The sequence below is a fragment of the Streptomyces sp. NBC_01142 genome (genome assembly GCF_026341125.1).
In the GTDB taxonomy this organism is placed as follows: domain Bacteria; phylum Actinomycetota; class Actinomycetes; order Streptomycetales; family Streptomycetaceae; genus Streptomyces.
Genome location: NZ_JAPEOR010000002.1, coordinates 3,546,164 through 3,571,565 on the forward strand (window position 1 = coordinate 3,546,164; position 25,402 = coordinate 3,571,565).

Below are 25,402 nucleotides of genomic sequence, written 5' to 3' on the forward strand. Positions count from 1 at the left end.
GTGCCACACCTGGACGCCTCCCGGTCGCCACCGGCCGCTCACCCGGGCCCCGTACACCCCGTCAACGCGACGGAGCCGCAGATCGACCCGGGCGCGCCCGCCTTCTCACACGGTGAGTTTGTCCTGAGCCGGTCGGGTATGCGGCTTGACGCCCTGCAGTACAGCCGCCGTCTGCTTGGCCGAGGCGATCGACTTCTCCGGTGGCTTGACCTTCTTGAACTTGGACACGGCGAGCAGCGCCAGCAGCGCTGCCAGCAGCAGAAACGCTGCGCCCACAATCAGGAAGGACCAGGCGAGGCCGAGGCCCAGATTGTGGATCCCGTACGCCGCCGCGAAGCTCAGCACGGGAAGCGAGAAGAGCGCGAACACTCCCGCAATGCTGATGGCCGTACCACCGATCGCGCCGCGCTTGACGTCCTGTCGCAGTTCGGCCTTGGCCAGGGCGATCTCGTCGTGCACGAGCGCGGACATCTCGGCGGTCGCCGAGGCGACCAACTGGCCGAGACTGCGGTCGGCGCCTACAGCGATTGCCGCGCTGTTGCCGGGGTCGCTCATCGCTGACTCCCTCTCCTCATCTACGGATCCGATGTCAGATCATGCCGGACTGCCGAGCATTCTGCCCCGGCAGGGGGCTTGTGGCCCTGCCTGCCCCTGACGTGCCGCCGGGTGGTGGACGTCGGTCGTCGTTGGTCGCCACTGGCTGCCTTCTGACGGCCCACAGACGGCCCGGCCTGCCCACCGAGGCTCGCTCAGCGACTGGACGGCAACTGTTCAGGGGCAGCGGTTTCCTCCATGAATCCGTGATCTGTCGGGCGGGCGGCGTGAAGCCATGGCCTGCTGTGCGGGTGTTCCGGGTGCGTGCAGGTCTGCCCGGCCGGTACCGCGCCACGGCCGATCTCGGGGGCGGCTGCGGGCTTCGGCAAGGGGAGATCTTCGGGCTCCCGCCGACGAAACCGGCGTTCGCGGTGGCCGGCTGCACGTGGCTTGTCAGGTAGAGCTGGTGAGGGGGCAGCCGGTATTCGCCCCGCCGAAGGGCGGCAAGGAGCGGCTCGACATGTGCGCCTCGCGCCCCTGCCACACGCTGTAAGCATGACCAACGATGCTGAAGAGGCATTCCACCCCGCCCCCCTGGTCGTCCTCGGTGTCGTGCCGGACGACCCGCCGTACCGCCTGGTGGAGATCAACGGGGAGTTGGCCGGGCGTGCCTTCGACATGGTGGATGTGATCAGCCTGGCGCACCGGGCGGGGCTGACCCATCTCGACCTCGACGATCCCGCGGACGTGAGATGGGTCGGCGGAGACAAGTACAAGTGGGTCCCCTTGGCGGGCGGGTTTCTGGCGTAACCGGGTCATGCCCCGATAACACCCACCCGCTTCCGCACCACGGTCCCGGGCCCCGATCTCGGACACCAGGGACAAGTAACCGGCGAGCCGGTCCGTGGGAGTCCACCGTTTGTCGACGATGACTCCCCGCAGGGGTTGCTTCGCCCCTGGGATCAGAGAGAGGAGTTCCGGGCCCTGTAGGACGACCACCGAGGCGAACGACGGCCCGGAGACGGCCCAGGCAGCGTGACCGAGCCCCCTCCTGGTGGGAAATCCGCTGGTAGGGGGCTTCTTCATGGCCGTCTGCCGTCAGATCACGCCGGACTGTCGCCGTCGTTGCGCGACGCCCCCGCCACTTCGGCCTTCCGACGGTGCTCCGCGGCCTTCTCCTCGTAGATGGCCGCCATCCGCAGATGGAACTCGGGCTTGTCCTCCTCGTAGACGTCGGGGATACCGTCGCGGTCGTCGTCGCGCTCCTCCTCCTCGTACAGCGCCTGGTACTTGCGTACCCGCAGCTTGAGCAGAATCCCGGCGAGTACGGCGGCGATCAGCGAGCCCATCAGGACCGCGGCCTTGACCTCGTCGGTCAGTGTCGCGTCGCCGGAGAAGGCGAGCTCTCCGATGAGGAGAGAGACGGTGAAGCCGATTCCGGCGAGCGCGGAGATGGCGAAGACGTCGGGCCACGCCAGGTCGTCGTTGAGCTCGGCTCTGGTGAAGCGCGCGGCGAGCCATGTGCCGCCGAAGATGCCGACGGCCTTGCCGACCACCAGGCCGAGAACGACACCGAGGGTCTCGGGCCGGCTGAAGACATCGGTGAGCGCGCTGCCGGAGATCGAGACACCCGCTGAGAGCAGCGCGAACAGCGGAACGGCGAGTCCCGCCGAGATCGGCCGCGCGAGGTGCTCGATGTGTTCGCCGGGGGAGTACTGCTCGCCCTCCCGCCGGGTGCAGCGGAGCATCAGGCCCATCGCGACACCGGCGATGGTGGCGTGGACGCCGCTGTTGTACATCAGCCCCCAGATGACCAGGGCCAGCGGTATGTACACGTACCAGCCGTGCACCCCCTTGCGCAGCAGCAGCCAGAAGACGAAGAGTCCGACGACGGCTCCGCCGAGCGCCGCGAAGTTCAGGTCACTGGTGAAGAAGACCGCGATGATCAGGATCGCGAAGAGGTCGTCGACGACGGCGAGGGTCAGCAGGAACGCGCGCAGCGCGGACGGCAACGAGGTGCCGATGACCGCGAGAACGGCCAGCGCGAAGGCGATGTCGGTGGCGGTCGGTACGGCCCAGCCGGCGGTGGACCCACCGCCGACGGTGACCGTCAGGGTGTAGACGAGCGCGGGCACCGCCATGCCGCAGATCGCGGCGATCACGGGGAGGGCGGCGGCCTTGGGGTCGCGCAGCTCACCGGCCACCAGTTCACGCTTGAGCTCGATGCCGGCGACGAAGAAGAAGATCGCGAGCAGCCCGTCGGCGGCCCAGTGCTGCAGGGAGAGGTCCAGGCCGAGCGAGGCGGGACCTATGTGGAAGTCGAGTACGGACTCGTAACTGTCGCCCAGCGGGGTGTTCGCCCAGATCAGGGCGGCGATCGCGGCGACGAGGAGAAGTACGCCACCGACGGTCTCGGTGCGCAGCGCGTCCGCCACGTACGTCCGCTCGGGCAGAGGAAGGCGTCCGAGGAACTTGCGGTGGGTGGGGGTGGGCGCGGCCACGTCGGCGGACCTCCGGTCGGGTGGGCAGGACAAAGCACATGCCGACCAGACTTCCCGGCGCACCTGGGTCTTTCTTGTCGCGTCATTGACGCGGTGAAGCGGTCCTCACCTTACCCAAGTGCGCAAGGACGTATCCGGTGAACGTCACTTTAGGTGCGAAAGGGGCACCCGGCGCGTTCTTGCCGAGTGCCCCTCCAGGGAATCCGAACCCGGCCAGTCTCCTGGCCAGTCCCCCGATCGGTCTCTTGATCGGGGGACTGATCGGTCTCCTGGTCGGTCCCCTGCTCAGTCCTCGCTGGCGGCGCTCGGCAGCCTGGTCTGGATGAGGTCCATCACCGATGAGTCCGTGAGCGTCGTGACATCGCCCAGCTGACGGTTCTCGGCGACATCACGCAGCAGCCGGCGCATGATCTTTCCGGAACGGGTCTTCGGCAGCTCCGCCACCGGCAGGATCCGCTTCGGCTTGGCGATCGGGCCGAGCGTCGCACCCACGTGGTTGCGCAGATCGCTCACGAGGTTCTCGTCCTCGCTCGCCGTACCGCGCAGGATCACAAACGCCACGATCGCCTGGCCGGTCGTCTCGTCCGCCGCGCCCACGACCGCGGCCTCGGCGACCTTCGGGTGTGAGACCAGCGCCGACTCCACCTCCGTGGTCGAGATGTTGTGGCCGGACACCAGCATCACGTCGTCGACGCGGCCGAGCAGCCAGATGTCGCCGTCGTCGTCCTTCTTGGCGCCGTCGCCTGCGAAGTACCTGCCTTCGAAGCGCGACCAGTACGTGTCGATGAAGCGCTGGTCGTCGCCCCAGATGGTGCGCAGCATCGACGGCCACGGCTCGGTGAGGACGAGGTAGCCGCCGCCTCCGTTGGGAACCTCGTTGGCGTCGTCGTCCACGACGGTTGCCGAGATGCCGGGCAGCGCGCGCTGCGCCGAGCCGGGCTTGGTCTCGGTGACGCCGGGCAGCGGCGAGATCATCATCGCGCCGGTCTCGGTCTGCCACCAGGTGTCCACGATCGGCGTCTTGCCTGCGCCGATGTGCTCCCGGTACCAGATCCACGCCTCCGGGTTGATCGGCTCACCGACCGACCCGAGGAGCCGCAGCGACGACAGGTCGAACTTCGCGGGGATGTCGTCGCCCCACTTCATGAACGTACGGATCGCGGTCGGCGCGGTGTAGAGGATCGTGACGCCGTACTTCTGCACGATCTCCCAGAAGCGGCCCTGGTGCGGGGTGTCGGGCGTGCCCTCGTACATCACCTGGGTCGCGCCGTTGGCCAGCGGTCCGTACACGATGTACGAGTGACCGGTCACCCAGCCGACGTCGGCGGTGCACCAGTAGACGTCCGACTCCGGCTTGAGGTCGAAGACGGCGTGGTGGGTGTAGGCCGCCTGGGTGAGGTAGCCGCCGGAGGTGTGCAGGATGCCCTTCGGCTTACCCGTCGTACCGGAGGTGTAGAGGATGAACAGCGGCTGCTCCGCCTCGAAGGCCTCCGGGGTGTGCTCGGCGGACTGCCGGGCGACGATGTCGTGCCACCACACGTCCCGACCCTCGCTGAAGGCGGTGTCCTGGCCGGTGCGCCGTACCACCAGGACGTGCTCGACCTGCGGGCACTTGGCGACGGCCTCGTCGATCGCGGGCTTGAGCGCGCTGGGCTTGCCGCGCCGGTAGCCGCCGTCCGCGGTGATGACCAGTTTGGCGTCGGCGTCCTGGATACGGGAGGCGACGGCGTCGGCGGAGAAGCCGCCGAAGACCACCGAGTGCGCGGCGCCGATGCGGGCGCAGGCCAGCATCGCCACGGCGGCCTCGGGGATCATCGGGAGGTAGACGGCGACCCGGTCGCCCTTGCCGATTCCCAGCTCGGTCAGGGCGTTGGCGGCCCGGGAGACCTCGTCCTTGAGTTCGGCGTAGGTGAGGGCGCGGCTGTCGCCCGGCTCGCCCTCGAAGTGGATGGCGACCCGGTCGCCGTTGCCCGCTTCGACATGACGGTCCACGCAGTTGTACGCGACGTTCAGCTTGCCGTCCGCGAACCACTTCGCGAAGGGTGGGTTGCTCCAGTCGAGGGTCTCGGTCGGCTCGGTGGCCCAGGTGAGCCGCCTCGCCTGCTCGGCCCAGAAGCCAAGCCTGTCCGCCTTTGCCTGCTCGTACGCCTCCGCCGTCACGTTGGCGTTGGCGGCCAGCTCGGTCGGCGGCGCGAACCGCCGCTCTTCCTTGAGCAGGTTGGCCAGGCTTTCGTTGCTCACGACATCTCCCTTTCCCAGGGCGTCCTATGTGCCTATGTGTCCCAGGCCATAGCTCATCAGCCAGACGGCCGGGTGACAAGGGCCTTCCGGAAATTGGTTTAGACCTGTGGGTGGCCCCTCTCCCCGGGCAGTGGGAAAGAGGGGCCACACGTTCTCACGGACAAGGCGGGCGAGAAGTTCAGACGCGCGCCTTCTGGAGCGCCGAGGGGGCAGGGGCAACCCGGTCGAAGACCTCGTCGATCTCGTGCTCGTCGCTGCTCGCCAGCAGATACGCCTGCGCCTCGCCGACATGGAAATACATGCCGTGCAGCTGCAGCCTGCCGTCGGCCAGCCGCTGGGCCACCGCCTCATGGGCGCGCAGATGCTCCAACTGCTGGATCACATTGGTCAGACACAGCTGCTCCACGGCGTCGGTGGGCAGCCGTCCGGAGATCCTGGCCCAGGAATGGTTGCGGCTCCTCATCCGCTCGAGGCTTGGAAGCCCGTGCCGCAGCCAGCGTCCCAGCGGGGTCCGGGCGTTCCGGGGCGGGCTGCTCAGCAAGGCCTGCATCGCGCCGCAGCCGGAGTGCCCGCAGATGGTGATCGAGTCGACCTCCAGCACCTCGATGGCGTACTCGATCGCGGCCGCCACCGAATCGTCGCTGCTCTCGGCGCCGGGCAGAGGCACCAGATTGCCGATATTCCGCACGGTGAAGAGATCGCCGGGACCGCTGGCCGTGATCATGCTGGTGACCAGGCGGGAGTCGGCGCAGGTGAGAAAGAGCTGCGAGGGCCGCTGACCCTCGCGCGCCAGCCGTGCCAGCTCGTCGCGCACCAGCGGAGCCGTATTGCGCTGGAACGAGCTGAGGCCGCTCGCCAGTTGATGCGAGGCTGTGCGCCGGGGCTGCTCGTCGCAGTGGTGGTTGCGCCAGGGAGTCCAGGGGCGGCAGCAGCCATGCGTCTCGGAGGCGGGCTCACTGATCCGGCCCCCGGCGCGGCCGGTGAACTCCACCGTCCCGCCCTGCGCCACATGCGAGGCCTGCCAGTCGTGCAGTGCTTCGTACGCGGCATGGTCCATGAAGGAGCCGTCCAACTCGACGACGCAGTCGGCCCCCTGGGGCACCTGCCCCAGCATCCGGCTCAGCCGCGGCACGGCCAGGAAGGTCAGCTGGCCCCGCACCCGCACCCGGTGGAGCCGCTCCTGCTCGTCCACGGTGATCCGGGTTCGGGTCAGCCGGTGCAGCGCGACCGCGACCGCCACCGCGACCCCGATCAGCACGCCTTCCAGTACGCCGGTGACAAGGACCGCGGCCAGTGTCATTGCGTACACCAGCATCTCCCGGTTCCGCTTCACGCTGCGCATATGCGTGATGTTGACCATCTGGACGCCCACGACCATCACCAGCGCGGCCAGGGTGGCCAGCGGGATCAGATCGAGCAGAGGCACCAGTAGCAGCGCGGCGACCGCGATCCACAGGCCGTGCAGCATCGTGGAGTTACGGCTCACGCCGCCCGCGGACACATTGGCGGCGCTACGGACGGCGACCCCGGTGACGGGGAGCCCGCCGAGCGCGCCGGAGACGACGTTCGCCGCACCCTGCCCGGCCAGTTCCCGGTCGAGATGGGTGCGCGGAAGGCGGACGTCCGGCTCTTTGCGGGCGGCCGCCAGCTTGTCGACCGCCACGGCCGACAGCAGCGACTCCACGCTGCCCACCAGGGTGATGGTGAGGACAGCGGCGAGGATGCCGAGCACCGGCCCCTCGGGCAGCTCGGGCAGGGCATGGTTGCGCCAGGACGGCAGATCGACACGCGGCAGGCTCAGCCCGGCGAGCGCGGCGAGGACGGTCGCGCCCGCCACTGCGGCGAGGGCGGCCGGGATCTTCCGTGCGATCCGGCCCGTGCGCCCCGGAATCCGTGGCCACAGCAGTAGTAGGGCAACGGTCAGGACGCTGACCGAGAGTGCGGCCGGATGGAGATCGGCCAACTGGGCGGGCAGACCGCGGACGTTCTCGATCGCGGAGCTCTGGGGGGTGCCGCCGAGGACGATATGGAGTTGGGCGAAGGCGATTGTGGCGCCGATGCCGGCCAGCATGCCGTGCACGATCGCCGGGCTGACGGCGAGAGCCGACCGGGCCACCCGCAGGGCAGCCAGACCGAGTTGGGCGAATCCGGCGAGGACAGTGATGGCGCAGGTGGTGCGCCAGCCGTACCGCTGGATCAGGTCGGCGACGACGACGGTCAGCCCGGCTGCCGGGCCGCTGACCTGCAGCGGTGACCCGCCGAGCCGGCCGGCGACGATGCCGCCGACAGCGGCGGCCACCAGCCCGGCCTGGAGCGGTGCGCCGGTGGCGAGCGCGATGCCGAGGGAGAGCGGCAGCGCGATCAGAAAGACGGAGATCGAGGCGGACAGGTCGGCGCCGGCGATACGGAATCGGCGGGGGCGGCCGCCTCCGGGCGGTGGCGGGCCGTGCGGTCGGTTTGGGCGGTTCAGGCGCTGGAAGCGCGCGGCGATGTAGGTGCGAGATGAACGCTTCTTGCGGGGCTTGCGCGAAGGGTCATCGGTGCGAGTGGGGACGCAGGCGGACATGGTTCCCGTCTCCTCCGGGGCAGCGCGGTCGCGGGATGGGGCGCGGCCGTGGGTCACGGCGTGCAGTGGCGGGATGCTTCAACTCTCGGTAAATGGATCGTAATGCAGAGTAAAGAATCAGGCATGATTTTCGGGGCAAATAGGGCAGTTGTTCACCCGATTCAGTGATTAGTAATTTCATCGCGGCTCGTCGCGCCTCCCCCTCAGCACCGCGATGCAACTTTGTCGGCGCCGCAGGAACCCGCGTCGTACAGGGAGAGGGAAAGAGGTGGGCGGATGTTGGCCGCCACGAAGAGGATCGCCGTCGCCGCAGTTGCCGCGGCGCTGGTCGCAGGACTCACCGGATGTTCCGGCTCGGACGAGTCGGACCCCAAAATGGGCTCCCCGGAGGCGGAAGAGGGCGCCGCCGCCCCCAAGAGCTCGGCACGCCTCATCGGCGACGGCTCCACCGCGGTCACCGGAGCCCAGCCGGGCCTGCTCAAACCGGAGCGACTGAAGCCCGGCGAGAAGCCGCCGCAGTTCGTTGTTTTCTCGTGGGACGGAGCCGGCGAGGACAACCAGAAGCTCTTCTCCCACTTCCGCCGGGTGGGCAAGAAGTACAACGCGACGATGACGTACTTCCTCAGCGGTGTGTATCTGCTCCCCGAGGAGAAGTCGGACCTCTACGACCCGCCCAAGCACGCGGCCGGGCGCTCGGACATCGGCTTCAACGACGTCCAGGGAGTCAAGAACACCGTGCGGGAGCTGCGCGGGGCCTGGTACGACGGCAACGAGGTGGGCACCCACTTCAACGGCCACTTCTGCGGCAAGGACGGCGGGGTGGGCACCTGGTCGGTCGCGGAGTGGAAGAGCGAGATCAGCCAGGCCAAGTCCTTCGTGAGGAACTGGAAGACGAACGCCGGCCTGAAGAAAGAGAAGCCGCTGCCCTTCGACTACGAGAAGGAGCTCATCGGCGCCCGCACCCCGTGCCTGGAGGGCCGGCCGAACTTCCTGCGCGCCGCGAGTGAACTCGGCTTCCGCTACGACACCAGCGGCATCAACCCCCAGGTCTGGCCCGAGAAGGAACTGGGCCTGTGGAACCTCTCGTTGCAGATGGTCCCGGTGCCGGGTCGCGCGTTCGAGACGCTTTCCATGGACTACAACTTCATGGTCAACCAGTCCGGCACCGCCAGTGGCGCCCCGTCGATGCACAGGTACTGGGGCAACCAGATGCGTGATGGCCTGCTGCAGGCCTTCGACCGCGCGTACCGGGGCAACCGGGCACCGCTGATCGCCGGCAACCACTTCGAGTCCTGGAACGGCGGCACGTACATGCGCGCTGTCGAGGAGACGATCGCGACGGTCTGTGTGAAGCCCGACGTGAAGTGCGTGTCGTTCCGGCAACTCGCCGACTGGCTGGACGCCCAGGATCCGAAGGTGGTGCAGAAGATGCGCACCCTGAAGGTCGGCCAGGCACCGAAGGGCGGCTGGGCGAGCTTCCTCGCCGCCCAGCCGCCGGTCCGGCCCGCCTCGACCGAGGTCAAGCGGGCTGAGCGGCGCTGACCCCTGACATGGGCTCACCGAGCACGAAGGCGGGGTCGACCTGCGCAGCCAGGTCGGCCCCGGTCTTCGCGTTCCCCCAGCTCTCCGCGTTCTTCAGGTGGAAGTGCACCATCTGGCGTGTGTAGCGCTCCCAGTCGCGGTTCTCGTACGAGTCCTCCGCGGCGTTCTGCAGGACCTGGAGCGACATGCGGTTGTCCACCTCCAGCAGCTCGAAGTGGGACGGCCGTCCCTTCTCCATCGCCCGCACCCATTCGGAGTGCCCGAGGGTGACCAGCAGGTCGTCGCCCACCTCGTCGCGCAGGAAGTCCACGTCGTCCTGGCCCTGGACCTTGTTGCCGATGACCTTCAGCGCGACGCCGAAGTCCCGCGCGTACTCCTTGTACTGGCGGTAGACCGAGACGCCCTTGCGGGTCGGCTCGGCCACCAGGAACGTCATGTCGAAGCGGGTGAACATCCCGGAGGCGAAGGAGTCCGATCCCGCGGTCATGTCCACGACCACGTACTCGTCGGGGCCGTCGACGAGGTGGTTGAGGCAGAGCTCGACCGCGCCGACCTTCGAGTGATAGCAGGACACCCCCAGGTCCGACTCGGTGAACGGGCCGGTCGCCATCAGCCGGATGTCCCCGTCGTCGAGGCGGACGGTGCGGGCGCAGGCGTCGTAGACCGGGTTGTCCTCGTCGACACGCAGCAGCTGCGAGCCCTCCCCGGGCGGCGTGGTCTTGATCATCGTTGCGGCGGAGGCGATCCGGGGGTTGGAGCCGCGCAGGTACTCCTTGATGAGCGGCAGGTGCGCGCCCATCGCGGGCAGCGCGGCGGCCTCCGCCTCGTCGAGGCCGAGCGCGGCCCCCAGATGCTGATTGATGTCGGCGTCCACCGCGACGACGGGAGCCTCATTGGCGGCAAGGTGGCGGATGAAGAGCGAGGACAGCGTGGTCTTGCCGCTGCCGCCCTTCCCTACGAAAGCGATCTTCATGTTCACCTAGGGTAGTGGTTCGATCGCATGGTGTGGTCGAAGTGCGTGAAGAAGACCACTCCAAGGTGGGGCGTGCGCCGTGGGCGCGTAGCCTCGCTACCTATGAGTACGAATGCCTCGTCGGCCGACCCCCTCGCGGCTCTCGGCACCCTGCCGGGTGTCGCCGACGCCGTGGACTCCGTGCGCAAGGCCGTCGACCGGGTCTACGGACACCGGGTCATGCGGCGCCGCAGCAACGAGGTCACCTCGGAGGCGGCGCTGCGCGGAGCGCGCGGTTCCGCCGCGCTCTCCGGCGCCGACTGGGCGCTGGAAGAGGTGCGGCGGCGCACCGACTTCAGCGTCGAGCCCGAGGCACGCACGGTCGGCGCGGCGCTGCGGTTGACCGCCGAATCCGGTCAACTGCTCTCCATCTGGCGGCAGTCGCCGCTGCGGGTGCTGGCCAGGCTGCATCTGGTCGCGGCGTCCGGCGCCGACGACGAGGAGAGTGTGGGACGCCCGCGCCTCGACGGCGAAAAGGTCGACGAGCCGCTGATCGAGGCGCCGCTGCCGGACGCGAGTGAGGTGAATGGCCGGCTGGACGGCCTGGCGGAGCTGATCATCGCGGGCGGTTCCGCGCCGGCGCTGGTGACGGCGGCCGTGGTCCATGGGGAACTGCTGGCGCTGCGCCCCTTCGGCTCGTACAACGGCCTAGTCGCGCGGGCGGCCGAGCGCATCGTGCTGATCGGCAGCGGTCTCGACCCCAAGTCGATCTGTCCGGCCGAGGTCGGTCACGCGGAGCAGGGCCGGGCGGCGTACGTCGCGGCTTTCGAGAGTTACCTGACGGGGACCCCTGAGGGCATGGCCGCCTGGATCGCGCACTGCGGGCGGGCGGTGGAGCTGGGAGTCAGGGAGTCGACGGCGGTATGCGAGGCGCTGCAGCGCGGCGCTGCCTGAACCACTCCTGCAGAGTCCCCGGAAAAAGCCCCTGAACAGGGTTGCGGCGGTACCGGAATTGGTACCGCCGCTGGCACGTCCACCGTGTTACCAAGCGTCCTCGAAGTGTTGCCCATCAGGTCGGGAACTTCTGCCCGTCACCTGGTGCGGCTGGCCCGTAATCGACGGGTCGACGTCGCGTGGGTACTCGGTTTTCATGCTTCGGTCCGTGGGGCCTTCATGCGTTAAAGGTGATCCTTTCGGATGTCCTTGGTCTCGCGGGCCGTTGACTCCTTTCTACTCCTGTCCGCCGGGAAGCGGAACCCCTGCCTGCACTTCTTTACTTTTAGGTTCAAATGCGGACGAACTGATTCATAGCGGCCGCCTGGGAAGCGGCACTGCGTCGACGGCTGGCGTACCAGACCAGGCCGGCGGTCGCGGCCGCCGCACCCACGGCGGCCGCGGCGACCAGGGCGGGGCGCGGCGGCATGGAGAAGGCGGGCAGTCGCTGTTTCAGTCGTACCGGCCGGTTGAAAACGAGAATCGGCCATTCTCGGGCGGTCGCCTCGCGGCGCAGCGTACGGTCCGGATTGACGGCGTACGGGTGGCCGACCGACGCCAGCATCGGCACGTCGGTGGCCGAGTCGCTGTACGCGTAGCAGCGCGACAGGTCGTATCCCTCGGACGCGGCGAGCTCTCTGATCGCCTCTGCCTTCGTCGGCCCGTACGCGTAGTACTCCACCTCGCCGGTGAAGCAGCCGTCGTCGCCGACCACCATGCGCGTGGCCACCACCCGGTCCGCGCCGAGGAGCTCGCCGATCGGCTCGACGACCTCCGCGCCCGACGTGGAGACGATGACGACGTCGCGGCCCGCGGTGTGGTGCTCCTCGATGAGCGAGGCGGCCTCGTCGTAGATGATCGGGTCGATCAGGTCATGGAGGGTCTCGGCGACGATTTCCTTGACCTGCTGGACGTTCCAGCCCCGGCAGAGGGCGGAGAGGTACTGGCGCATCCGCTCCATCTGGTCGTGGTCGGCTCCGCCGGCGAGAAAAACGAACTGGGCATAGGCCGTGCGCAGCACGGCGCGGCGGTTGATCAGCCCGCCTTGGTAGAAGGACTTGCTGAAGGTCAGAGTCGATGACTTCGCAATGACCGTCTTGTCCAGGTCAAAGAAGGCGGCTGTGCGCGGCAAGGAGTGGTTTTCCACGAGCCGAGCATAGGTGCCCGCCATTCGGCGTACGCTCGGGCGCGTGGGTTTGCCTGAGAAGGCTCTCGGGTACACCATGGAAGTCACGGATCGTTCGCGACCGTGCTAACCCGGTCCGGCTCCTCCCCCCCCCGAGTCGGCCGGAGAGACGACCCCCGCTCTCCCCCCCGGCGGGGGTCGTCGCATGTCCGGACGCGTTTCGTCCGCCTTTCGCGATCGACTCCGATCGTTCTTCCCTTGTTCGGGCCGTGCAGGCACTGGCTCCCCACTGCCCAGACTTGTCACTGTGCGTAGTGGTTGCGCTGCTCTCCGGGAGTCACCGGTATGAGCTAGCGGGATATTCACAAGTGGCTAGTTGTCCACAGTTTTTCAGCAAGATCCACACGATTTGCCGGTGCGCTGCACGGTGATTCCACCCGCGCAGTTCGCGGACCGAAGGAATCGCAGATCTCGGCGTGAAGCGAGATCGCAGTAATGAGGGGGTGGAGATCGTGGCTGGATCCATCACATCTGATCGACCGCCGGTCGCCGAAGGGCGGCGGGACGGACCGCTGATCGTCACTGAAGATGTGGAACTGCTCGACGATCTGCTGCGGCTGTGCGCCGCGGCGGGAGCCGAGCCGGACGTTCATCATTCGGTGCCGGAGCGCAGGGGAAGCTGGGAGGGCGCGCCACTGGTCCTCGTCGGCGACGACGCGGCCGCGCGCTGCCGCGGAGCCACGCGCAGACGCGGTGTGCTGCTCGTCGGGCGTGATCAGGACGACCCGGACGTCTGGCGGCGGGCGGTGGAGATCGGGGCCGACTGTGTGCTGCGGCTGCCCGATGCGGAGGGATGGCTCGTCGACCGGATCGCCGATGTGGTCGAGGGGGTGGGGCGCCAGGCGCTGACCGTCGGGGTGATCGGCGGACGAGGCGGCGCCGGCGCATCGACGCTGGCCTGCGCCCTGGCAGTGACCTCGGCCCGTACGGGGCGGCGCACCATGCTCGTCGACGGCGACCCGCTGGGCGGAGGCCTCGACATCCTGCTCGGCGGGGAACAAGCGGAAGGCAGGCGATGGCCGGATTTCGCCGCTTCCAAGGGCCGGGTCGCCGGCGGCGCGCTGGAGGAGTCGCTGCCCGAGCTGCATGCGCTGCGGGTGCTCAGCTGGGATCGCGGCGACTCGGTGGTGATCCCGCCGGAAGCGATGCGGTCGGTGCTGGCCGCTGCCCGCAGGCGCGGCGGGGTGGTGGTCGTGGATCTGCCGCGCCGGGTCGACGAGGGTGTGGTGGAGGCGCTCGCCCAGCTGGATCTCGGACTGCTGGTGGTGCCCGGCGAGCTGCGGGCGGTCGCCGCGGCCAACCGGGTGGCGTCGACGGTGGGCATGGTCCTTGAGGACCTGCGAGCGGTGGTGCGCGGTCCGTACGCCGCAGGGCTGGACGAGCAGTGGGTTGCGGACGCGCTGGGGCTGCCACTGGCGGGCGAACTGCCCCTGGAAGCAGGGTTGCTGGCCGCGCAGGACGGGGGAGCTCCGCCGGGCGGGAGCGCGCGCGGGCCGCTGGCCCGGTTCTGTACGGCCTTCTGGGAGCGGGCGCTGGCCGGGGGTGGGGTCTCATGAGCGCCGGGCTGCTGGATGCCGTACGGCAGCGGCTCGCCCAGAGCGGTGCCGAGCCGACGCCGGCGCGGGTGGCGGCCGCCCTGCGAGCACAGGGGCGGTTGCTCGGGGACACGGAAGTGCTGGGCGGTACCGAGGAGTTGCGGTGCGACCTGGTCGGCGCGGGGCCGCTGGAGCCGCTGCTGGCCGACCCGGCGGTGACGGATGTGCTGGTGTCCGCGCCGGACCGGGTGTGGGTGGACCGGGGCGGTGGGCTCGAGCTCACTGAGGTGACGTTCGCGGACGCGGCCTCGGTACGCAGGCTGGCTCAGCGGCTCGCGGGGCTGGCGGAGCGGCGGCTGGACGACGCGCGGCCGTGGGTGGATGCCCGGCTTCCGGACGGTACCCGGCTGCATGCGGTGCTGCCACCGGTCGCGGTCGGCTCGACGTGCCTGTCGCTGCGGGTGGTGCGGCCCAGGGCGTTCTCGGTAGGGGAACTGGTGGCGGCGGGGACGGTGCCGCCGGGCGGGGACCGGGTGCTGCGGGCTCTCATCGAGGCCCGGCTGTCGTTCCTGATCAGCGGTGGTACGGGATCGGGGAAGACGACCCTGCTCTCGAGTCTGCTGGGGCTGGTGGGGGTGCGCGAGCGGATCGTGCTGGCCGAGGACTCGGCGGAGCTCAGGCCCGAGCACCCGCACGTGGTGCGGCTGGAGTCGCGGACGGCCAACCAAGAGGGCGCGGGCCGGGTGACGCTGCGGGACCTGGTGCGACAGGCGCTGCGGATGCGGCCCGACCGGCTGGTGGTGGGGGAAGTGCGGGGAGCCGAGGTGACGGAGCTCCTCAGCGCCTTGAACACCGGCCACGAAGGCGGCTGCGGTGTCGGGTGGCTCTGAAGATTTCAGTAGCGCAAGATTCATTTCAGTAGAGATTTCAGTAGCGCACGAAAGATTTCAGTGCGACCACCAAGGGTGACGGTGACTGGTGCGCCCTTGCCGCAGCTCGGGTGCGTGACGGGCGCAAGCTGTCGTACGGTGCAGCGTGGTTAGGGGCTGCTGCCCACCTTTCCCTTGACCCCACCCGTGTCCTTTCCCGCGGGCGGGCCGCTGGAGCTGGCGCGGTGTTCGGTTCGGGCGACGACGATGGCCGCCACGATCAGGAAGAGGACGGCAATGGTGCCGGTCCAGGTAAGTGGGTAGCCGAGTACGCCTTGCACGAGGTAAGCGAGGCCGGGTTGGGTGGCGAGGAGAGCCATGGTGACGGCGGCCGGAGTCCGTTGGACACCGATCTGCAGGATGTACAGAGGCAGGACCACGCCGACGAGGGCGATCAGCGCGGTCACCGTCCAGCTGAGGCGAGGGGGTTGGGTCAGGCCGTCGCTGGTCAGGGCGAGGGCGGCGAGCAGGTAGGTCAGGTGAAAGCGGTGAGCCATCACGACGGCTGGTGCGATTCCGTGTGCACCGAGCTGCAGGGACAGGTGGGCGATGGCCGCGGCGCCCACCCCGGCCAGTACCGCGAGCCCGGCGCCGACCGCGCTGGCGGCTGGCCCGGACTGCCAAGTGGAGGTGTCCAGGAGGGAGGGCTGGACGGCCGCAGCGGTGATCACGGAGGCGGCGAACAGACCTGCGGAGCGCAGCCAGCTCGCCGCCGTGTGGCGTCGGCCTGACAGGGTGGCGAGCACCGTCGCGGCGGTCGGGCCGACCCCCGCCATCAGGCTGGCGGCGAACGCAGCTGGCACCCACACCAGCGCCAGGTACAGGCCCAGGAACGTCACCGCGCTGGCTACGTTGAGGGCCGCGAACAGGCGCAGTTTCCCCGGCCCGGCATGCGGCTCTGCCGCCCGGCGAGCCGGTGTGCGGCGTATCCGGCTCACAGCCAGGAACAGCAGCGTGCAGCCGAAGAAGGCCACCAGAGAGAAGCGCAGGCTGTCGCCGCTACTGATGCGGCCGGACAGGAACGCCTCAGCGGCGGCCTGAAGCAGCACCGAGAGGGCGATGAGTGCGGGTGCCCCTGCCATCAGGCCGCCGTCCGCTGCAGCGGCTCGCTGGCGTCGTGCCGTTGGCCGGGGTCGGCCATGCGGTAGAAGGCGCCGTCGTCCTCCAGGTGGTGGATGAACCCCAGGGAGCTGTAAAGAAGTTCCTCGTCATCGTGGACGAGGTAGGCGATGCCGGAGGCGCCGGTGGTCAGCGTCGGGTCCGGGATCGGCACGCCGGTCGCGGGCAGCCGGTCGATGGAGTGGAAGCCGGGCAGTCGGCGCAGGATGCGCGCTCCGTCCACGGCGGCCAGTACCCCCTCCCGGAAGGTGCGCAGGAAGATCTTGGCGAGGGTACGGCCTCCCCCGTAGGGCAGCTCGAAGCGCTGGGCGAAGTCGTCCGGGCGCAGAAAACGCTCGGCGACCAGGTGCTGGTGGCTGTAGCCGAAGGCGGCGTGGTACGGGTCGGGTGCCAGGGACGGCCCCATCACCCGGGAGTTGACCTCCACCAGGCGTGGTCCGGCCGTGGTGAGCATCACCTCGGTGTGCGCGGCGCCTTCCCGGATGCCGAGGGCGTCCAGACAGCGCAGCACGTACGCGACGAGGTCCTGCTCGCGGTCGTCGAGTTGGGGTCGGGAGACGATGTGGCGCAGGACCGGCGCCCCGGCGATGGTGTCGATGCGCTCCCGGTACACCTCCGAGAGCAGGTGGCGGCCGTCCATGCTGACGGTGTTGACGATGTACTGGGTCCCCTCCAGGTACTCCTGAAGCAGCACGTCGGTATTGGTCTCGCCCATCAGATTGGGCTGGAGCAGGGTGGCCTCGGCCGCTGCGCGGGCTTCGGCGCGGCTGGCGACCACGGTGCAGCCGTCGCTGCCCGCGCTGTTGCGCGGCTTGACCACCAGCGGGGTGCCGGGGGCAGCGCCCCAGGCGTCGAGGGTCTCGTCGAGCTCCGTGAGCGAGCTGATTGCCCGGGTGCGGGCGGCCGGCACGCTCTCGGCCTCGAGGGCGCGCACCATGAGTTCCTTGTCACGGCGGGCGGCGGCCAGCTGGACGTCGTGGTGCGGCAGTCCGAGTGCGTGAGCGAGGGCGTCGGCCAGCAGCACCCCGCGTTCGCTGGCCGCGATCACCGCGGTGATCTGCTTGTCGCGCAGCAGCTCTGCGGCCTCGGCAACGGCTTGCGGTCCGGTGGCAGTCAGCAGGCCGGTGTGCGGGGCCGGGTCGCTCGCGTGCTCGGCGTGCAGGGCGGCCTCGTAGAGATGCAGGCAGTCCGCACCCTCCTCGCGGAAGGCGGCGGCCAGCTCACGGCCGGTGGAGACGGGATCGACGAGCACGTACATGGGCGGCGTCCTTTCGACAGGATTCAACGGGTGGAGACGGCGAGGGCCTGGGCGACGGTGCCCGCCTGGCCAGCCGCGGTCCACAGGTAGTTGACGATGGCGGTGCGGGCGGCCCCCATGGCTCCGACCATCCAGATGCGTTCCGGGTCGGCTCCGCCGGGACGCAGCAGCCGTAGGTCCGGGCCGGTGAGCGGTGGAGCGCAGTGCGGGGAGCAGGCGGCGGGACCGAGGGCGAGCAGCGCGGGGCCGTGCGTGCACACGGCAGGCCTGAGGTATCCGGAGGCCGACAGCACATGAGTGTGGTGCTCGGCCGGGCCGGCGGCCGTCCAGCGCACCTGCCAGCCGCCGTCCGGGTCCGGTGTGAGCGCCGCAGGGGTGCCGCGGCGCACGGCGAGCCGTCCGGCCAGGCCGTGCCCGGCCAGGGCGCGGGCGCTGGACACCGGGATGGCCGAGATGTGGCGGGCGATCAGCGGGCGGAAGCGCGTGAGCAGACGGTCTCGCTCGGCGGAGGGCCAGCCCTCGGTCCAGTCGTTCACCGCCTCGATGAGTTCGGCGATCACGTCTTGCCAGGCATTGTCGCCCGCCTCGGTCTGCCGCAGTTCTGTGGTGAGCCGCTCCAGCGCCTTGGGTTCGGTGCCGAATTGCCGACGCAGCGCGGCCGCCGGGTGCCCCCAGCCGGCCCTGGCGCTCCGGACGGCGCGCGCCAGGACCCGGGTGAGCGTCCGGTCGAAATCCGGGGTGCCGGGGTTCAGTTCGCGCAAGTCGGCCAACAGCCCGGTCGGCCGGGCCGTACGGCACAGCCGGTTGCGGACGGCTGGCAGTTCGCCGGAAGGCGAGCACAAGGTGACCTGCCGGTCAGCCCCGCACAGCACCAGAGCGGCATCCACCGCGGACAGCTTGCTGCCGACGACCAGCACTCTGGCGTCGGTGGGCAGTGCCCGGAGCCGGTCCGTGGGGTAGGGGCCGGCAAGTAGATCCGGATGGTCCGCATACGCGCGCAGCAGCTCGGGCAGGTGCGGCTGGTCGCCACCGGCCGCCACCACCACATCGGTGGCCTCCAGCGTGCTGCCGTCGTCCAGGGTGACCCGGTATCCCTCGCCCGCGCGTTCTGCCGGGAGTACCGTACGGGCCCGCGTGGTCACCTGGCGCACCTGGGCCCCCCGCGCCTGAAGCTCCCGGCTCAGCTGCCCGAACCGTTCCCGGCAGTACTGCCCGACCAGCGCACGCGGGACGAAGTCGGCGCGGCCCACCGGCCAGCCCCGTGCCGCCAGGTAGCGCTGGAGGTCAGAGCGGTCAGCGCGGTACAGCGAGGTGACATCGACCGAGGTGTTGCAGCGCAGCTTTGGGTCGGTGGTGCCGAAGGCCACGCCGAACCCGGCCGGCCGCGGGTCCACCACCGTCACCGATCCGGGCCGGAACCCGGCGTGCTCCGTCAGTTGGTGCAGCACCGCCGTCGCGGCGGCACCACCGCCGATAACCACCAGGTGCCCGCCCGCGGTGAGGGGACGGCTGTTCACAGGACAGATCTCCTTTCCCGCCAGGGACGGCGTTTGCTCAGCCGCGTACACGTATCTCACGCAGCCATGCGGCGAATTCGGGCGAGTTCAGCAGGGCCGAGTGACCGCCTGGGAATTCCCGGTGGATACACCCCTTGGCAGTGACACCGGCCCATGCGCCGATTCCGCCTGCGGACGTGAGCGGGTCCTCTTCACCACGCACGGCGAAGACCGGACACCGCACTTCCGGATGGGCCGAGGCGGTGAATTCCCTGAGTACCCGGAGGTCCTCCCCCGCGGTGTCCACAACGATGTCCCGCCACTCATCGGACTCGTCCGGCAGCAGGCCAGGGTCGATACCGTCCAGGTAGGCCGCAGTGTCCGACCGGCTCCGACACGCCTGCTCTGGCACCGTGAGCAGGGCCGGCGCGGTGGCTCCGGCGACCACCAGTGCGGAGACCTCCGTCCCGCGGTCCTCCAGTTCCCTTGCCGTGGCATAGGCGACGTAGGCGCCGAAGCTGTGCCCGACGAGAACCGGGCGATACGGCTGAAGCCGCCCCACCTGGGTGACGCACGACTCCACGACCTTCTGGAACGATGCCGCCGCCTTGCCGAAATCCCTACCGAAACGGCCTGGATACCGGGCGAGCCACGCGGAGGGTTCCAGCTCACGCAGCAGTGGACGGAGCTCACTGCCGAACGAACCGGCACCCGGGAAGACGATGATGCCTGGGCTCTCGGGACTCACTGAATTCTCCAATCCTCAGACACGAGTGCGCGCGTATCGGGGCCACGGGAGTCAGAGTCCAAGGCCGAGCTCGTCCATGACCATGGCGATGCTGATCGCGCTGAGCCTGAAGTCCCACTTCTCCGCGCCCTGACCGGCGCGTGTGCCGAGACAGCCGGGAGTGAAGATGCCACTGGCCTCGACGAGGCCGCGCCACTCGTCCCAGGTCCGCGCATCCGTGACCGAGCGCAGATCGTATGCGGTGAATCCGTGCTTCCCACGGCGGAGAACCGAGTCCGGGACGATTCCCTCGTACGCCGATTTCAGGCAGGCCTTCCCCTCGAAGTCGACCACCTTCGCGCTGTCTTCGACTTGCAGGGCGAGTGAGACGACCGCATTGCCGAGGAACGGGTAGCGCCCCTCAATGGAATTTCCCATGAGCATCGAGTCGCCGTGATCGCCGAGCAGGTGGCCCGACAGCTGGACGTACACGTCGGCGATGGAGCGCAACTGCATCGGTGAAAGCGACTTCACCTCGTCCTCGGAGAACGGGATGAGCCTCGTACGCCAGAACTCGTCGCCTTCCAGCGCTTCTTGCGCCACAGGGGCGAGGTAGTCGTCCCGCCGCTGGCCCACCTTGCGCCAGTCGACCTCCCAGCTGAAGTCCGCCCTGCCCCACGCCCGCTCGTTCTCCGCGCGGGAAGTCCGGCTCGAGCGGGTCGCACTGTCGAAGGCGTAGGAGTCATAGCCGAAGAACAGCTCGTCCGCGCCTTCGCCGGACACCACTCCCTTGATTCCGGAGAAGCGCACGCTATCGGCCAGCATCATGGCGGCCACGTTGTACGTCTCACGCTGCGGATAGCAGCAGTGCCGGACCATCTGCTCGAACTTCGAGGCGATGTCGGTCTGCCGGCACAGGATCTGCTCGTGTTTGCTTCCGACTGCCTGCGCCACTTCCCGCTGGAAACGTCCCTCGTCGAGGCCCGGATCGTCGAAGACTACCGAGAACGTCCGGACAGGCCGGGCAGTGAGAGCCACCGCTTCCGTCAGAATCGCGGTGGAGTCGAATCCTCCGCTCAGATAGGCGCCGATCTCCACGTCGGCATGCAGGCGGTCCCGGACCGACCGCTGCAGTCCCTCGCGCAGCGCCTCGCCGGATACGGGTTCCGCGGCCGGTGCGAAGTCGCCGTAGCGCCAGTAACGCAGGGTCTCCCGGCCACTGGCGTCGAACCGGACGGCGCAGCCGGGGGGAACGGCCTGCACCTCTTTCACGAGAGTGCGCGGCGCGACGATGTTGCCCATCGAGAAATACTGGTCGACCGCCCCCATATCCACCTTCCAGGACCGGCTGACGCACTGAACCAGCGGCTTGATCTCCGAGGCGAAGTGCACGTCCGGACCCGTAGCGGTGTAGTACATCGGGCAGATGCCGAACCGGTCCCTGGCCAGGAACATCGCATTCTCGGCGCGGTCGAGAACGACCGTGGCGAACTGTCCGTCCACCAGTCGGAGTCCCTCGATCCCGTACTGTGCGACTAGCTCTGGGATGACGGATACGTCGACGCCGTTGTTCTGCCGGTCGGCGCCCACTCTGGCGCGCAGATCCCGAGCGTTGAACACTTCGCCGTTCGTCATGGCCACGTAGCGGCCGCTGCGGTCCTCGGCCGGCTGCCACCCGTCGGTCAGGCCGGTGAAGCCGAGGCGGCCGAGCTTCGCGGAGATCGTCTCGGTGTTCAGCGAGTAGGTCTCGTCGGGCCCACGGTGGATGAGCCGGGAGTGCATGGCAGCGGCAATGCTGCGATCAACCCCACCGTTCGGGGAAAAAGTCCCGCATACGCCACACATCGCTTTCACACACCCCGGTCACGAAGTTCGTCGGCAAGGACCTTCAAGTTCTCCGCCCGGAGTACGTCCCGGACACCGGCATCCATCCAGCCGAGTTCCTTCAGCTTGTTGACGAGGATCACCGTGGAGGCCGAATCGCCACCGATGTCATAGAAGTTGTCGTTGAGGGCGGCGTCGTTCACACCGGTGAGGTGGCGCACCAGATCGAGGATCTGCTCCTCCGGCGGGACGGTTTTGCCGCCGGTCTCACCAACTTCCGGCGCGGAATGACGGCTGGCCTTGAGAGCGTCGCGATCGACCTTGCCGTTACGCGTGTAGGGAAGCGACTCGATCTGCTGGATCACCGAGGGGACCTTGTAGGAGTCGAGGACCGTCTCCAGGTGCGCACGCAGCGCCCGGGGGGTGACGGTGCCCTGGTAGTAGCAGACCAGAGCCTCAGCGGCGTAGTCGTCCGCGCCCTCATGCGACTCTGCGGTCACCACCGCCTCCACGACTCCGTCGAGCCGGCATGCCGCGCTCTCGATCTCGCCGGGATCGAGCCGGTAGCCCCGGATCTTCAGCTGCCGGTCCAGCCGTTCGACGAAGAAGACCTGCCCGCCGCGGCGTTCGACGATGTCGCCGGTCCGGTAGACCCGGCTCGCCGCGCCGTCGGTGAAGGGCCGCAGGCCCTGCGCGGTCAGATAGCCGATCGCGACGCTCTCGCCGGTGATGACCAGCTCACCACGGGTGACTTGCGATCCGGTGGGCCCGTCCCCGCCCGCCGTCGGCAGGGGGAGGATGTCGTAACTGCAATCGCCCACCACCGCGCCGAGCGGCACGGACTCGGTGCAGTCGTCCGGGTCCAGCGGGTCGCTGAGGAAGTTGCAGACGGTGGTCTCCGTGGTCCCGTACGCGTTGTGGAGCGCCGCCTCCGACGACCACTTCTGTACCACCGCCTGGCGGCAGGCTCCGCCGCCGTTGATGACGTGCTCCAGGCTCATCGCGCTCGACGGCTCGGTCGCCGTCAGCGCGAACGGAGTCGTCTTCAGATGAGTGATGCGGAACTTCTCCAGAGTGGCCTGGAGCACCGTTCCTGGGCTGAGCTGCTCCTCACCGAGAACCACCAGGCACGCGCCTGCGGTCAGGGTCCACAGGATCTCCGTGATGCATCCGTCGAAGGTCAGTCGGGCGAACTGCAGCGTACGGCTCTTTGTGCCCAACTCCAGAGAGCGCACATGGTCCTGGACCATCCGGGCCAGCGGTCCGGTGCGCACCAGCACACACTTGGGCTCCCCCGTCGATCCCGAGGTGTGGATCGCGTAACCCACACTGCCCTGGTACGGCGCAAGCTCCGCAGGTGCCCGCAGCTGCCGCTCTCCCGCGTCCCCGCGCCACTCGGCCGGCGTGTCGACGAGCTCTGGCGGGTGCGACAAGGCAGGGCTCTTGGCGACCCTGTTGATACCGAGCGAGGACACCTTGGTCCTGTTCGAGGACCCGCTGTCACGGGGGTCGATGAACACGAACGGGCGTCCGGCCCGCAATGCGCCCACCATGGCGACAATGGAGCCCGAGGTACGTATGGCCTCGATCCCGATGAACTCACCGGGCGCGGTCAGTGCTTCGAGCTGCCCGATGAACTCCCGCACTTGCTCGCCGAATTCCCGGTAGCTGAGCACCCCGTCCGCGGTCTCCAGGGCAGTGCATTCGGGACGCTCCTGGATGGTGTGCTCGATCGCGTCTGCCACTGATATCTGCTGTACGGGCACGCCTTCAGCCCTTCACGGAGTGGGAGAGGGTGCCGATGCCCTCTACGACAGAGGTGATGGAATCGCCGGAGTTGATCACTGCGGCTCCCGGAGTTCCCGTGCAGATGACGGTTCCGGGCACGAGGGTGCGGCCGGCCGTGAAGTACTCGACCAGGTAGCCGAGGTCGTACTTCATGTCGGAGACCTGTGCGGAGGCGACGACCTCACCGTTGCGCACGGTCGAGACCCGGATCGACTGAAGGTCCGCGTCTTCGAACTCGTCGAGGGTCACCAGCTGCGGGCCCACGCTGCAGAACGTGTCGAATCCCTTGGCCCACGGAATGTAGCGGGGGTTCTCTCGGATGACGTCTTCCGCAGTCATGTCGAGGACGGCCGTGACACCCGCGATGACCGACCTCCACTCGTCGCGCCGCACGTTCTTGCATTCCGTCCCGACGACGAGGCCCAGTTCCGCTTCCGCGGTCACCCGCTTGCTCTGCGACGGAAGCTCGATCACCCCGCCGTTTCCGATGAGGCAGTTGGCCGGCCGCAGATACGAGCCGGGCCCGGACGAGGGCTGCTGTGCGCTCAGGTCCTGGGAGTGCCCCTTGTAGTTGAGGCCGGCCCCCCAGATGTCGCCGGCGTCGATGATGGTCGCGGCCTCCTCCAGGCGGACGTCGGCCGGCTCGGCGTCCGGCCGGGACTCGAGCAGCCCGGCGAGCTCGCTCCTGCGGGACGCGTCCAGCAGGTCGGCCAGGCGGTGCGGGGCTTTGTAGCCTTCGATGCCGGACAGTGAAATCCAGCCGCCGCGGTGGCTCGCCAGAATCTGGTGCCCGTCTTCGGTGTTGAACCGTGCCAGTCGCACTTTGTTGCTCCCTATTCGCGTGGTTTGAAGGGGTCAGGCCACGGCCGTGCGCTGGGAAATTCGCTGAGCCGCGGCACGGATGTCGTTCTTGCCCGCGCTCCGCGGGGCCAGCTCGACGGCGGCCTCCATCAAGGAAGCCGGGTCGACGATGAGCTCGGAGCACAACTGCTCGATGAGCGGGAAGAATCCGGAGTGCATGCCGATCACGCCGCCGAGCACCTGCATGTTCCGGTCTTCGGGCAGGAGGTCCAGGCTGGTCCGGCAGAAGTGCGCGAGCCTGGCCAGCTGCTTGTAGTCGAACCGATCTTCACCGAGAGTGCTGATGATCCCGGCCAGCGACTCGGTCTCCGCGTTGCCGGCGCCGCGGCCTATTCCGTCGAGCGTTCCGTCGACGATCGCGGCGCCCGCCTCGATCGCGGCGATGCTGTTCGCGTTTGCCATGCCCAGGTTGTCATGGCCGTGGAATCCGATGACGGAGAAGCTCTCCTTCGCGACGGCCACGTAGCGGTGGACGTCGCTGGGAAGCATGGAGCCGTACGAGTCCACCACGTACACACCGGCGATGGCGGGAGTGACGCCACTCAGCAGGCCGGGAATCTCCTCAGCGGGCGTGCCGCTCGTCTTCATCAGGTTGAGGTAGACCTCGCCACAGATCTCGGTGGCGCGCTCGATGTACTCGAGGTGGTCCGGGACCCGCTCGGGCTCCATGCCGATGCGGACGAACGACATTCCCTCGTCACAAAGTTCGCGGAGCGTGGAGAGCCGGCTGAACTCTGGCTGCGCGAACATGCCCCACGAGGTGGCCGTCAGCTCCTCCCGCGCGATCGCGCACCAGCGCGCGAGATCGATGTTGCAGGCCTTGATGCCGGACCGCTCCGCCTCGAAGCCGAGGCCGTGTCCGATCTCGACCTTGCCGATCGGCGTCTCATTGAGCCGGCCGAGGAGCTCACCGACGAACTTCTCGTCGAGCTGGAAGTCGACTGCGTAGGAACCATCACGCAGTGTCGCGTCAAGAATTTCCGCCTTCCGCGGCTGGAACGGCGGGGTATGTACTGCAGACATATGTTTCCTCCGGAGCTCGGAAGTGTGGACATGGACTTGGTCTACCGTCGCGAATTGAGCGCCGACAGCACAAGAACCAGGAGTAGAGCAGGAGATTGACCCCTGATTCCGCGAAACCGTTATGGAATCCGCGGACTTCACATCGACGCAGTGCGCACCGGTACTCCAGGGCGACGCCTGTATTCCGCCGCGTCCGGTGCGGCATGGCAACACATAGCGCACGGACTCATCAGAGAGCGACGCGACGGCGCGCCCTTCACGGAGGATTCTGTGGAGGAGTTCAGAGCGGAGTTCCCATGTAATCCAGGCCTACCCGGCCAGGCAGTG

At 68.8% G+C, this 25,402-nt stretch carries 18 protein-coding genes and 2 pseudogenes; 6 read left to right on the forward strand and 14 right to left on the reverse strand.

Annotation, left to right across the window (positions count from 1 at the left end):
- Positions 1-105: 105 nt before the first annotated feature.
- Positions 106-555: a phage holin family protein gene (locus OG883_RS33870; protein WP_266549046.1), complete on the reverse strand. Its 450-nt coding sequence runs from the start codon at positions 553-555 to the stop codon at positions 106-108.
- Positions 556-827: 272 nt separating this feature from the next.
- On the opposite strand from OG883_RS33870, the pseudogene OG883_RS33875 reads away from it, so the two are divergent.
- Together OG883_RS33875 and OG883_RS33880 are read left to right on the forward strand one after the other, a co-directional pair.
- Positions 828-1,048: pseudogene (locus OG883_RS33875) on the forward strand (site-specific integrase); the annotation flags it as partial.
- A gap of 41 nt (positions 1,049-1,089) precedes the next feature.
- Complete coding sequence (locus OG883_RS33880) at positions 1,090-1,344, forward strand: hypothetical protein (RefSeq protein WP_266549049.1); 255 nt, start codon at positions 1,090-1,092, stop codon at positions 1,342-1,344.
- A gap of 293 nt (positions 1,345-1,637) precedes the next feature.
- Here the strand turns inward: OG883_RS33880 and nhaA are convergent, their stop codons facing one another.
- The 3 genes from nhaA to OG883_RS33895 form a co-directional block, all read right to left on the reverse strand.
- Positions 1,638-3,035, reverse strand: coding sequence for a Na+/H+ antiporter NhaA (nhaA, locus tag OG883_RS33885; RefSeq protein ID WP_266549060.1), 1,398 nt, complete (start codon positions 3,033-3,035; stop codon positions 1,638-1,640).
- A 285-nt stretch (positions 3,036-3,320) separates the two neighbouring features.
- A complete protein-coding gene (gene acs / locus OG883_RS33890; RefSeq protein ID WP_266549063.1) occupies positions 3,321-5,276 on the reverse strand; it encodes an acetate--CoA ligase in 1,956 nt (651 codons plus the stop codon).
- A 178-nt stretch (positions 5,277-5,454) separates the two neighbouring features.
- Complete coding sequence (locus OG883_RS33895) at positions 5,455-7,842, reverse strand: SulP family inorganic anion transporter (RefSeq protein WP_266549065.1); 2,388 nt, start codon at positions 7,840-7,842, stop codon at positions 5,455-5,457.
- 276 nt (positions 7,843-8,118) lie between these two features.
- On the opposite strand from OG883_RS33895, the gene OG883_RS33900 reads away from it, so the two are divergent.
- Positions 8,119-9,384: a hypothetical protein gene (locus OG883_RS33900; protein WP_266549069.1), complete on the forward strand. Its 1,266-nt coding sequence runs from the start codon at positions 8,119-8,121 to the stop codon at positions 9,382-9,384.
- On the opposite strand, the gene OG883_RS33905 is transcribed toward OG883_RS33900, so the two are convergent.
- A complete protein-coding gene (locus OG883_RS33905; RefSeq protein ID WP_266549072.1) occupies positions 9,362-10,357 on the reverse strand; it encodes an ATP-binding protein in 996 nt (331 codons plus the stop codon). The genes OG883_RS33900 and OG883_RS33905 overlap by 23 nt on opposite strands.
- A 102-nt stretch (positions 10,358-10,459) precedes the next feature.
- On the opposite strand from OG883_RS33905, the gene OG883_RS33910 reads away from it, so the two are divergent.
- On the forward strand, positions 10,460-11,290 hold the full coding sequence (locus tag OG883_RS33910) for an oxidoreductase (protein WP_266549075.1): 831 nt from the start codon (positions 10,460-10,462) through the stop codon (positions 11,288-11,290).
- 331 nt (positions 11,291-11,621) lie between these two features.
- Here OG883_RS33910 and OG883_RS33915 read toward each other — a convergent pair whose 3' ends face one another.
- On the reverse strand, positions 11,622-12,500 hold the full coding sequence (locus tag OG883_RS33915) for an HAD family phosphatase (protein ID WP_266549100.1): 879 nt from the start codon (positions 12,498-12,500) through the stop codon (positions 11,622-11,624).
- Between the two features lie 467 nt (positions 12,501-12,967).
- Between OG883_RS33915 and ssd the strand changes: the two genes are divergently transcribed.
- Positions 12,968-14,071, forward strand: coding sequence for a septum site-determining protein Ssd (gene ssd / locus OG883_RS33920; RefSeq protein WP_266549103.1), 1,104 nt, complete (start codon positions 12,968-12,970; stop codon positions 14,069-14,071).
- Positions 14,068-14,925: pseudogene (locus tag OG883_RS33925) on the forward strand (TadA family conjugal transfer-associated ATPase); the annotation flags it as partial. The gene ssd and the pseudogene OG883_RS33925, both read left to right, overlap by 4 nt.
- Before the next feature lie 164 nt (positions 14,926-15,089).
- Here OG883_RS33925 and OG883_RS33930 read toward each other — a convergent pair.
- The 8 genes from OG883_RS33930 to OG883_RS33965 are packed head-to-tail and all read right to left on the reverse strand — an operon-like array spanning position 15,090 to position 25,075.
- On the reverse strand, positions 15,090-16,061 hold the full coding sequence (locus OG883_RS33930; protein WP_266549105.1) for a hypothetical protein: 972 nt from the start codon (positions 16,059-16,061) through the stop codon (positions 15,090-15,092).
- The gene (locus OG883_RS33935; protein ID WP_266549107.1) at positions 16,061-17,356 is read right to left on the reverse strand and encodes an ATP-grasp domain-containing protein; all 1,296 of its coding nucleotides are present in this window, start codon (positions 17,354-17,356) and stop codon (positions 16,061-16,063) included. Before OG883_RS33935 ends, OG883_RS33930 begins: the two co-directional genes overlap by 1 nt.
- A 23-nt stretch (positions 17,357-17,379) precedes the next feature.
- Complete coding sequence (locus OG883_RS33940) at positions 17,380-18,873, reverse strand: FAD/NAD(P)-binding protein (RefSeq protein ID WP_266549109.1); 1,494 nt, start codon at positions 18,871-18,873, stop codon at positions 17,380-17,382.
- Between the two features lie 37 nt (positions 18,874-18,910).
- Positions 18,911-19,600: a thioesterase II family protein gene (locus tag OG883_RS33945; protein WP_266549111.1), complete on the reverse strand. Its 690-nt coding sequence runs from the start codon at positions 19,598-19,600 to the stop codon at positions 18,911-18,913.
- 51 nt (positions 19,601-19,651) lie between these two features.
- Positions 19,652-21,424, reverse strand: a complete 1,773-nt coding sequence (asnB, locus tag OG883_RS33950) for an asparagine synthase (glutamine-hydrolyzing) (protein ID WP_266549114.1) — start codon at positions 21,422-21,424, stop codon at positions 19,652-19,654.
- Between the two features lie 5 nt (positions 21,425-21,429).
- Positions 21,430-23,148: a non-ribosomal peptide synthetase gene (locus OG883_RS33955; protein ID WP_266549116.1), complete on the reverse strand. Its 1,719-nt coding sequence runs from the start codon at positions 23,146-23,148 to the stop codon at positions 21,430-21,432.
- A 25-nt stretch (positions 23,149-23,173) separates the two neighbouring features.
- The gene (locus OG883_RS33960; RefSeq protein ID WP_266549119.1) at positions 23,174-24,013 is read right to left on the reverse strand and encodes a fumarylacetoacetate hydrolase family protein; all 840 of its coding nucleotides are present in this window, start codon (positions 24,011-24,013) and stop codon (positions 23,174-23,176) included.
- A gap of 33 nt (positions 24,014-24,046) precedes the next feature.
- Positions 24,047-25,075 carry a hypothetical protein gene (locus OG883_RS33965; protein ID WP_266549122.1) on the reverse strand — a complete coding sequence of 343 codons (1,029 nt, stop codon included), beginning with the start codon at positions 25,073-25,075 and terminating at the stop codon, positions 24,047-24,049.
- Positions 25,076-25,402: the final 327 nt, after the last annotated feature.

Excerpts from the sequence above, each read along its gene's own strand:
- OG883_RS33870 (WP_266549046.1), bottom strand. The coding sequence starts at position 555 with ATGAGCGACCCCGGCAACAGCGCGGCAATCGCTGTAGGCGCCGACCGC.
- OG883_RS33880 (WP_266549049.1), top strand. The coding sequence starts at position 1,090 with ATGACCAACGATGCTGAAGAGGCATTCCACCCCGCCCCCCTGGTCGTC.
- OG883_RS33895 (WP_266549065.1), bottom strand. The coding sequence starts at position 7,842 with ATGTCCGCCTGCGTCCCCACTCGCACCGATGACCCTTCGCGCAAGCCC.
- OG883_RS33900 (WP_266549069.1), top strand. The coding sequence starts at position 8,119 with ATGTTGGCCGCCACGAAGAGGATCGCCGTCGCCGCAGTTGCCGCGGCG.
- OG883_RS33905 (WP_266549072.1), bottom strand. The coding sequence starts at position 10,357 with ATGAAGATCGCTTTCGTAGGGAAGGGCGGCAGCGGCAAGACCACGCTG.
- OG883_RS33910 (WP_266549075.1), top strand. The coding sequence starts at position 10,460 with ATGAGTACGAATGCCTCGTCGGCCGACCCCCTCGCGGCTCTCGGCACC.
- OG883_RS33915 (WP_266549100.1), bottom strand. The coding sequence starts at position 12,500 with ATGGCGGGCACCTATGCTCGGCTCGTGGAAAACCACTCCTTGCCGCGC.
- OG883_RS33930 (WP_266549105.1), bottom strand. The coding sequence starts at position 16,061 with ATGGCAGGGGCACCCGCACTCATCGCCCTCTCGGTGCTGCTTCAGGCC.
- OG883_RS33935 (WP_266549107.1), bottom strand. The coding sequence starts at position 17,356 with ATGTACGTGCTCGTCGATCCCGTCTCCACCGGCCGTGAGCTGGCCGCC.
- asnB (WP_266549114.1), bottom strand. The coding sequence starts at position 21,424 with ATGTGTGGCGTATGCGGGACTTTTTCCCCGAACGGTGGGGTTGATCGC.
- OG883_RS33965 (WP_266549122.1), bottom strand. The coding sequence starts at position 25,075 with ATGTCTGCAGTACATACCCCGCCGTTCCAGCCGCGGAAGGCGGAAATT.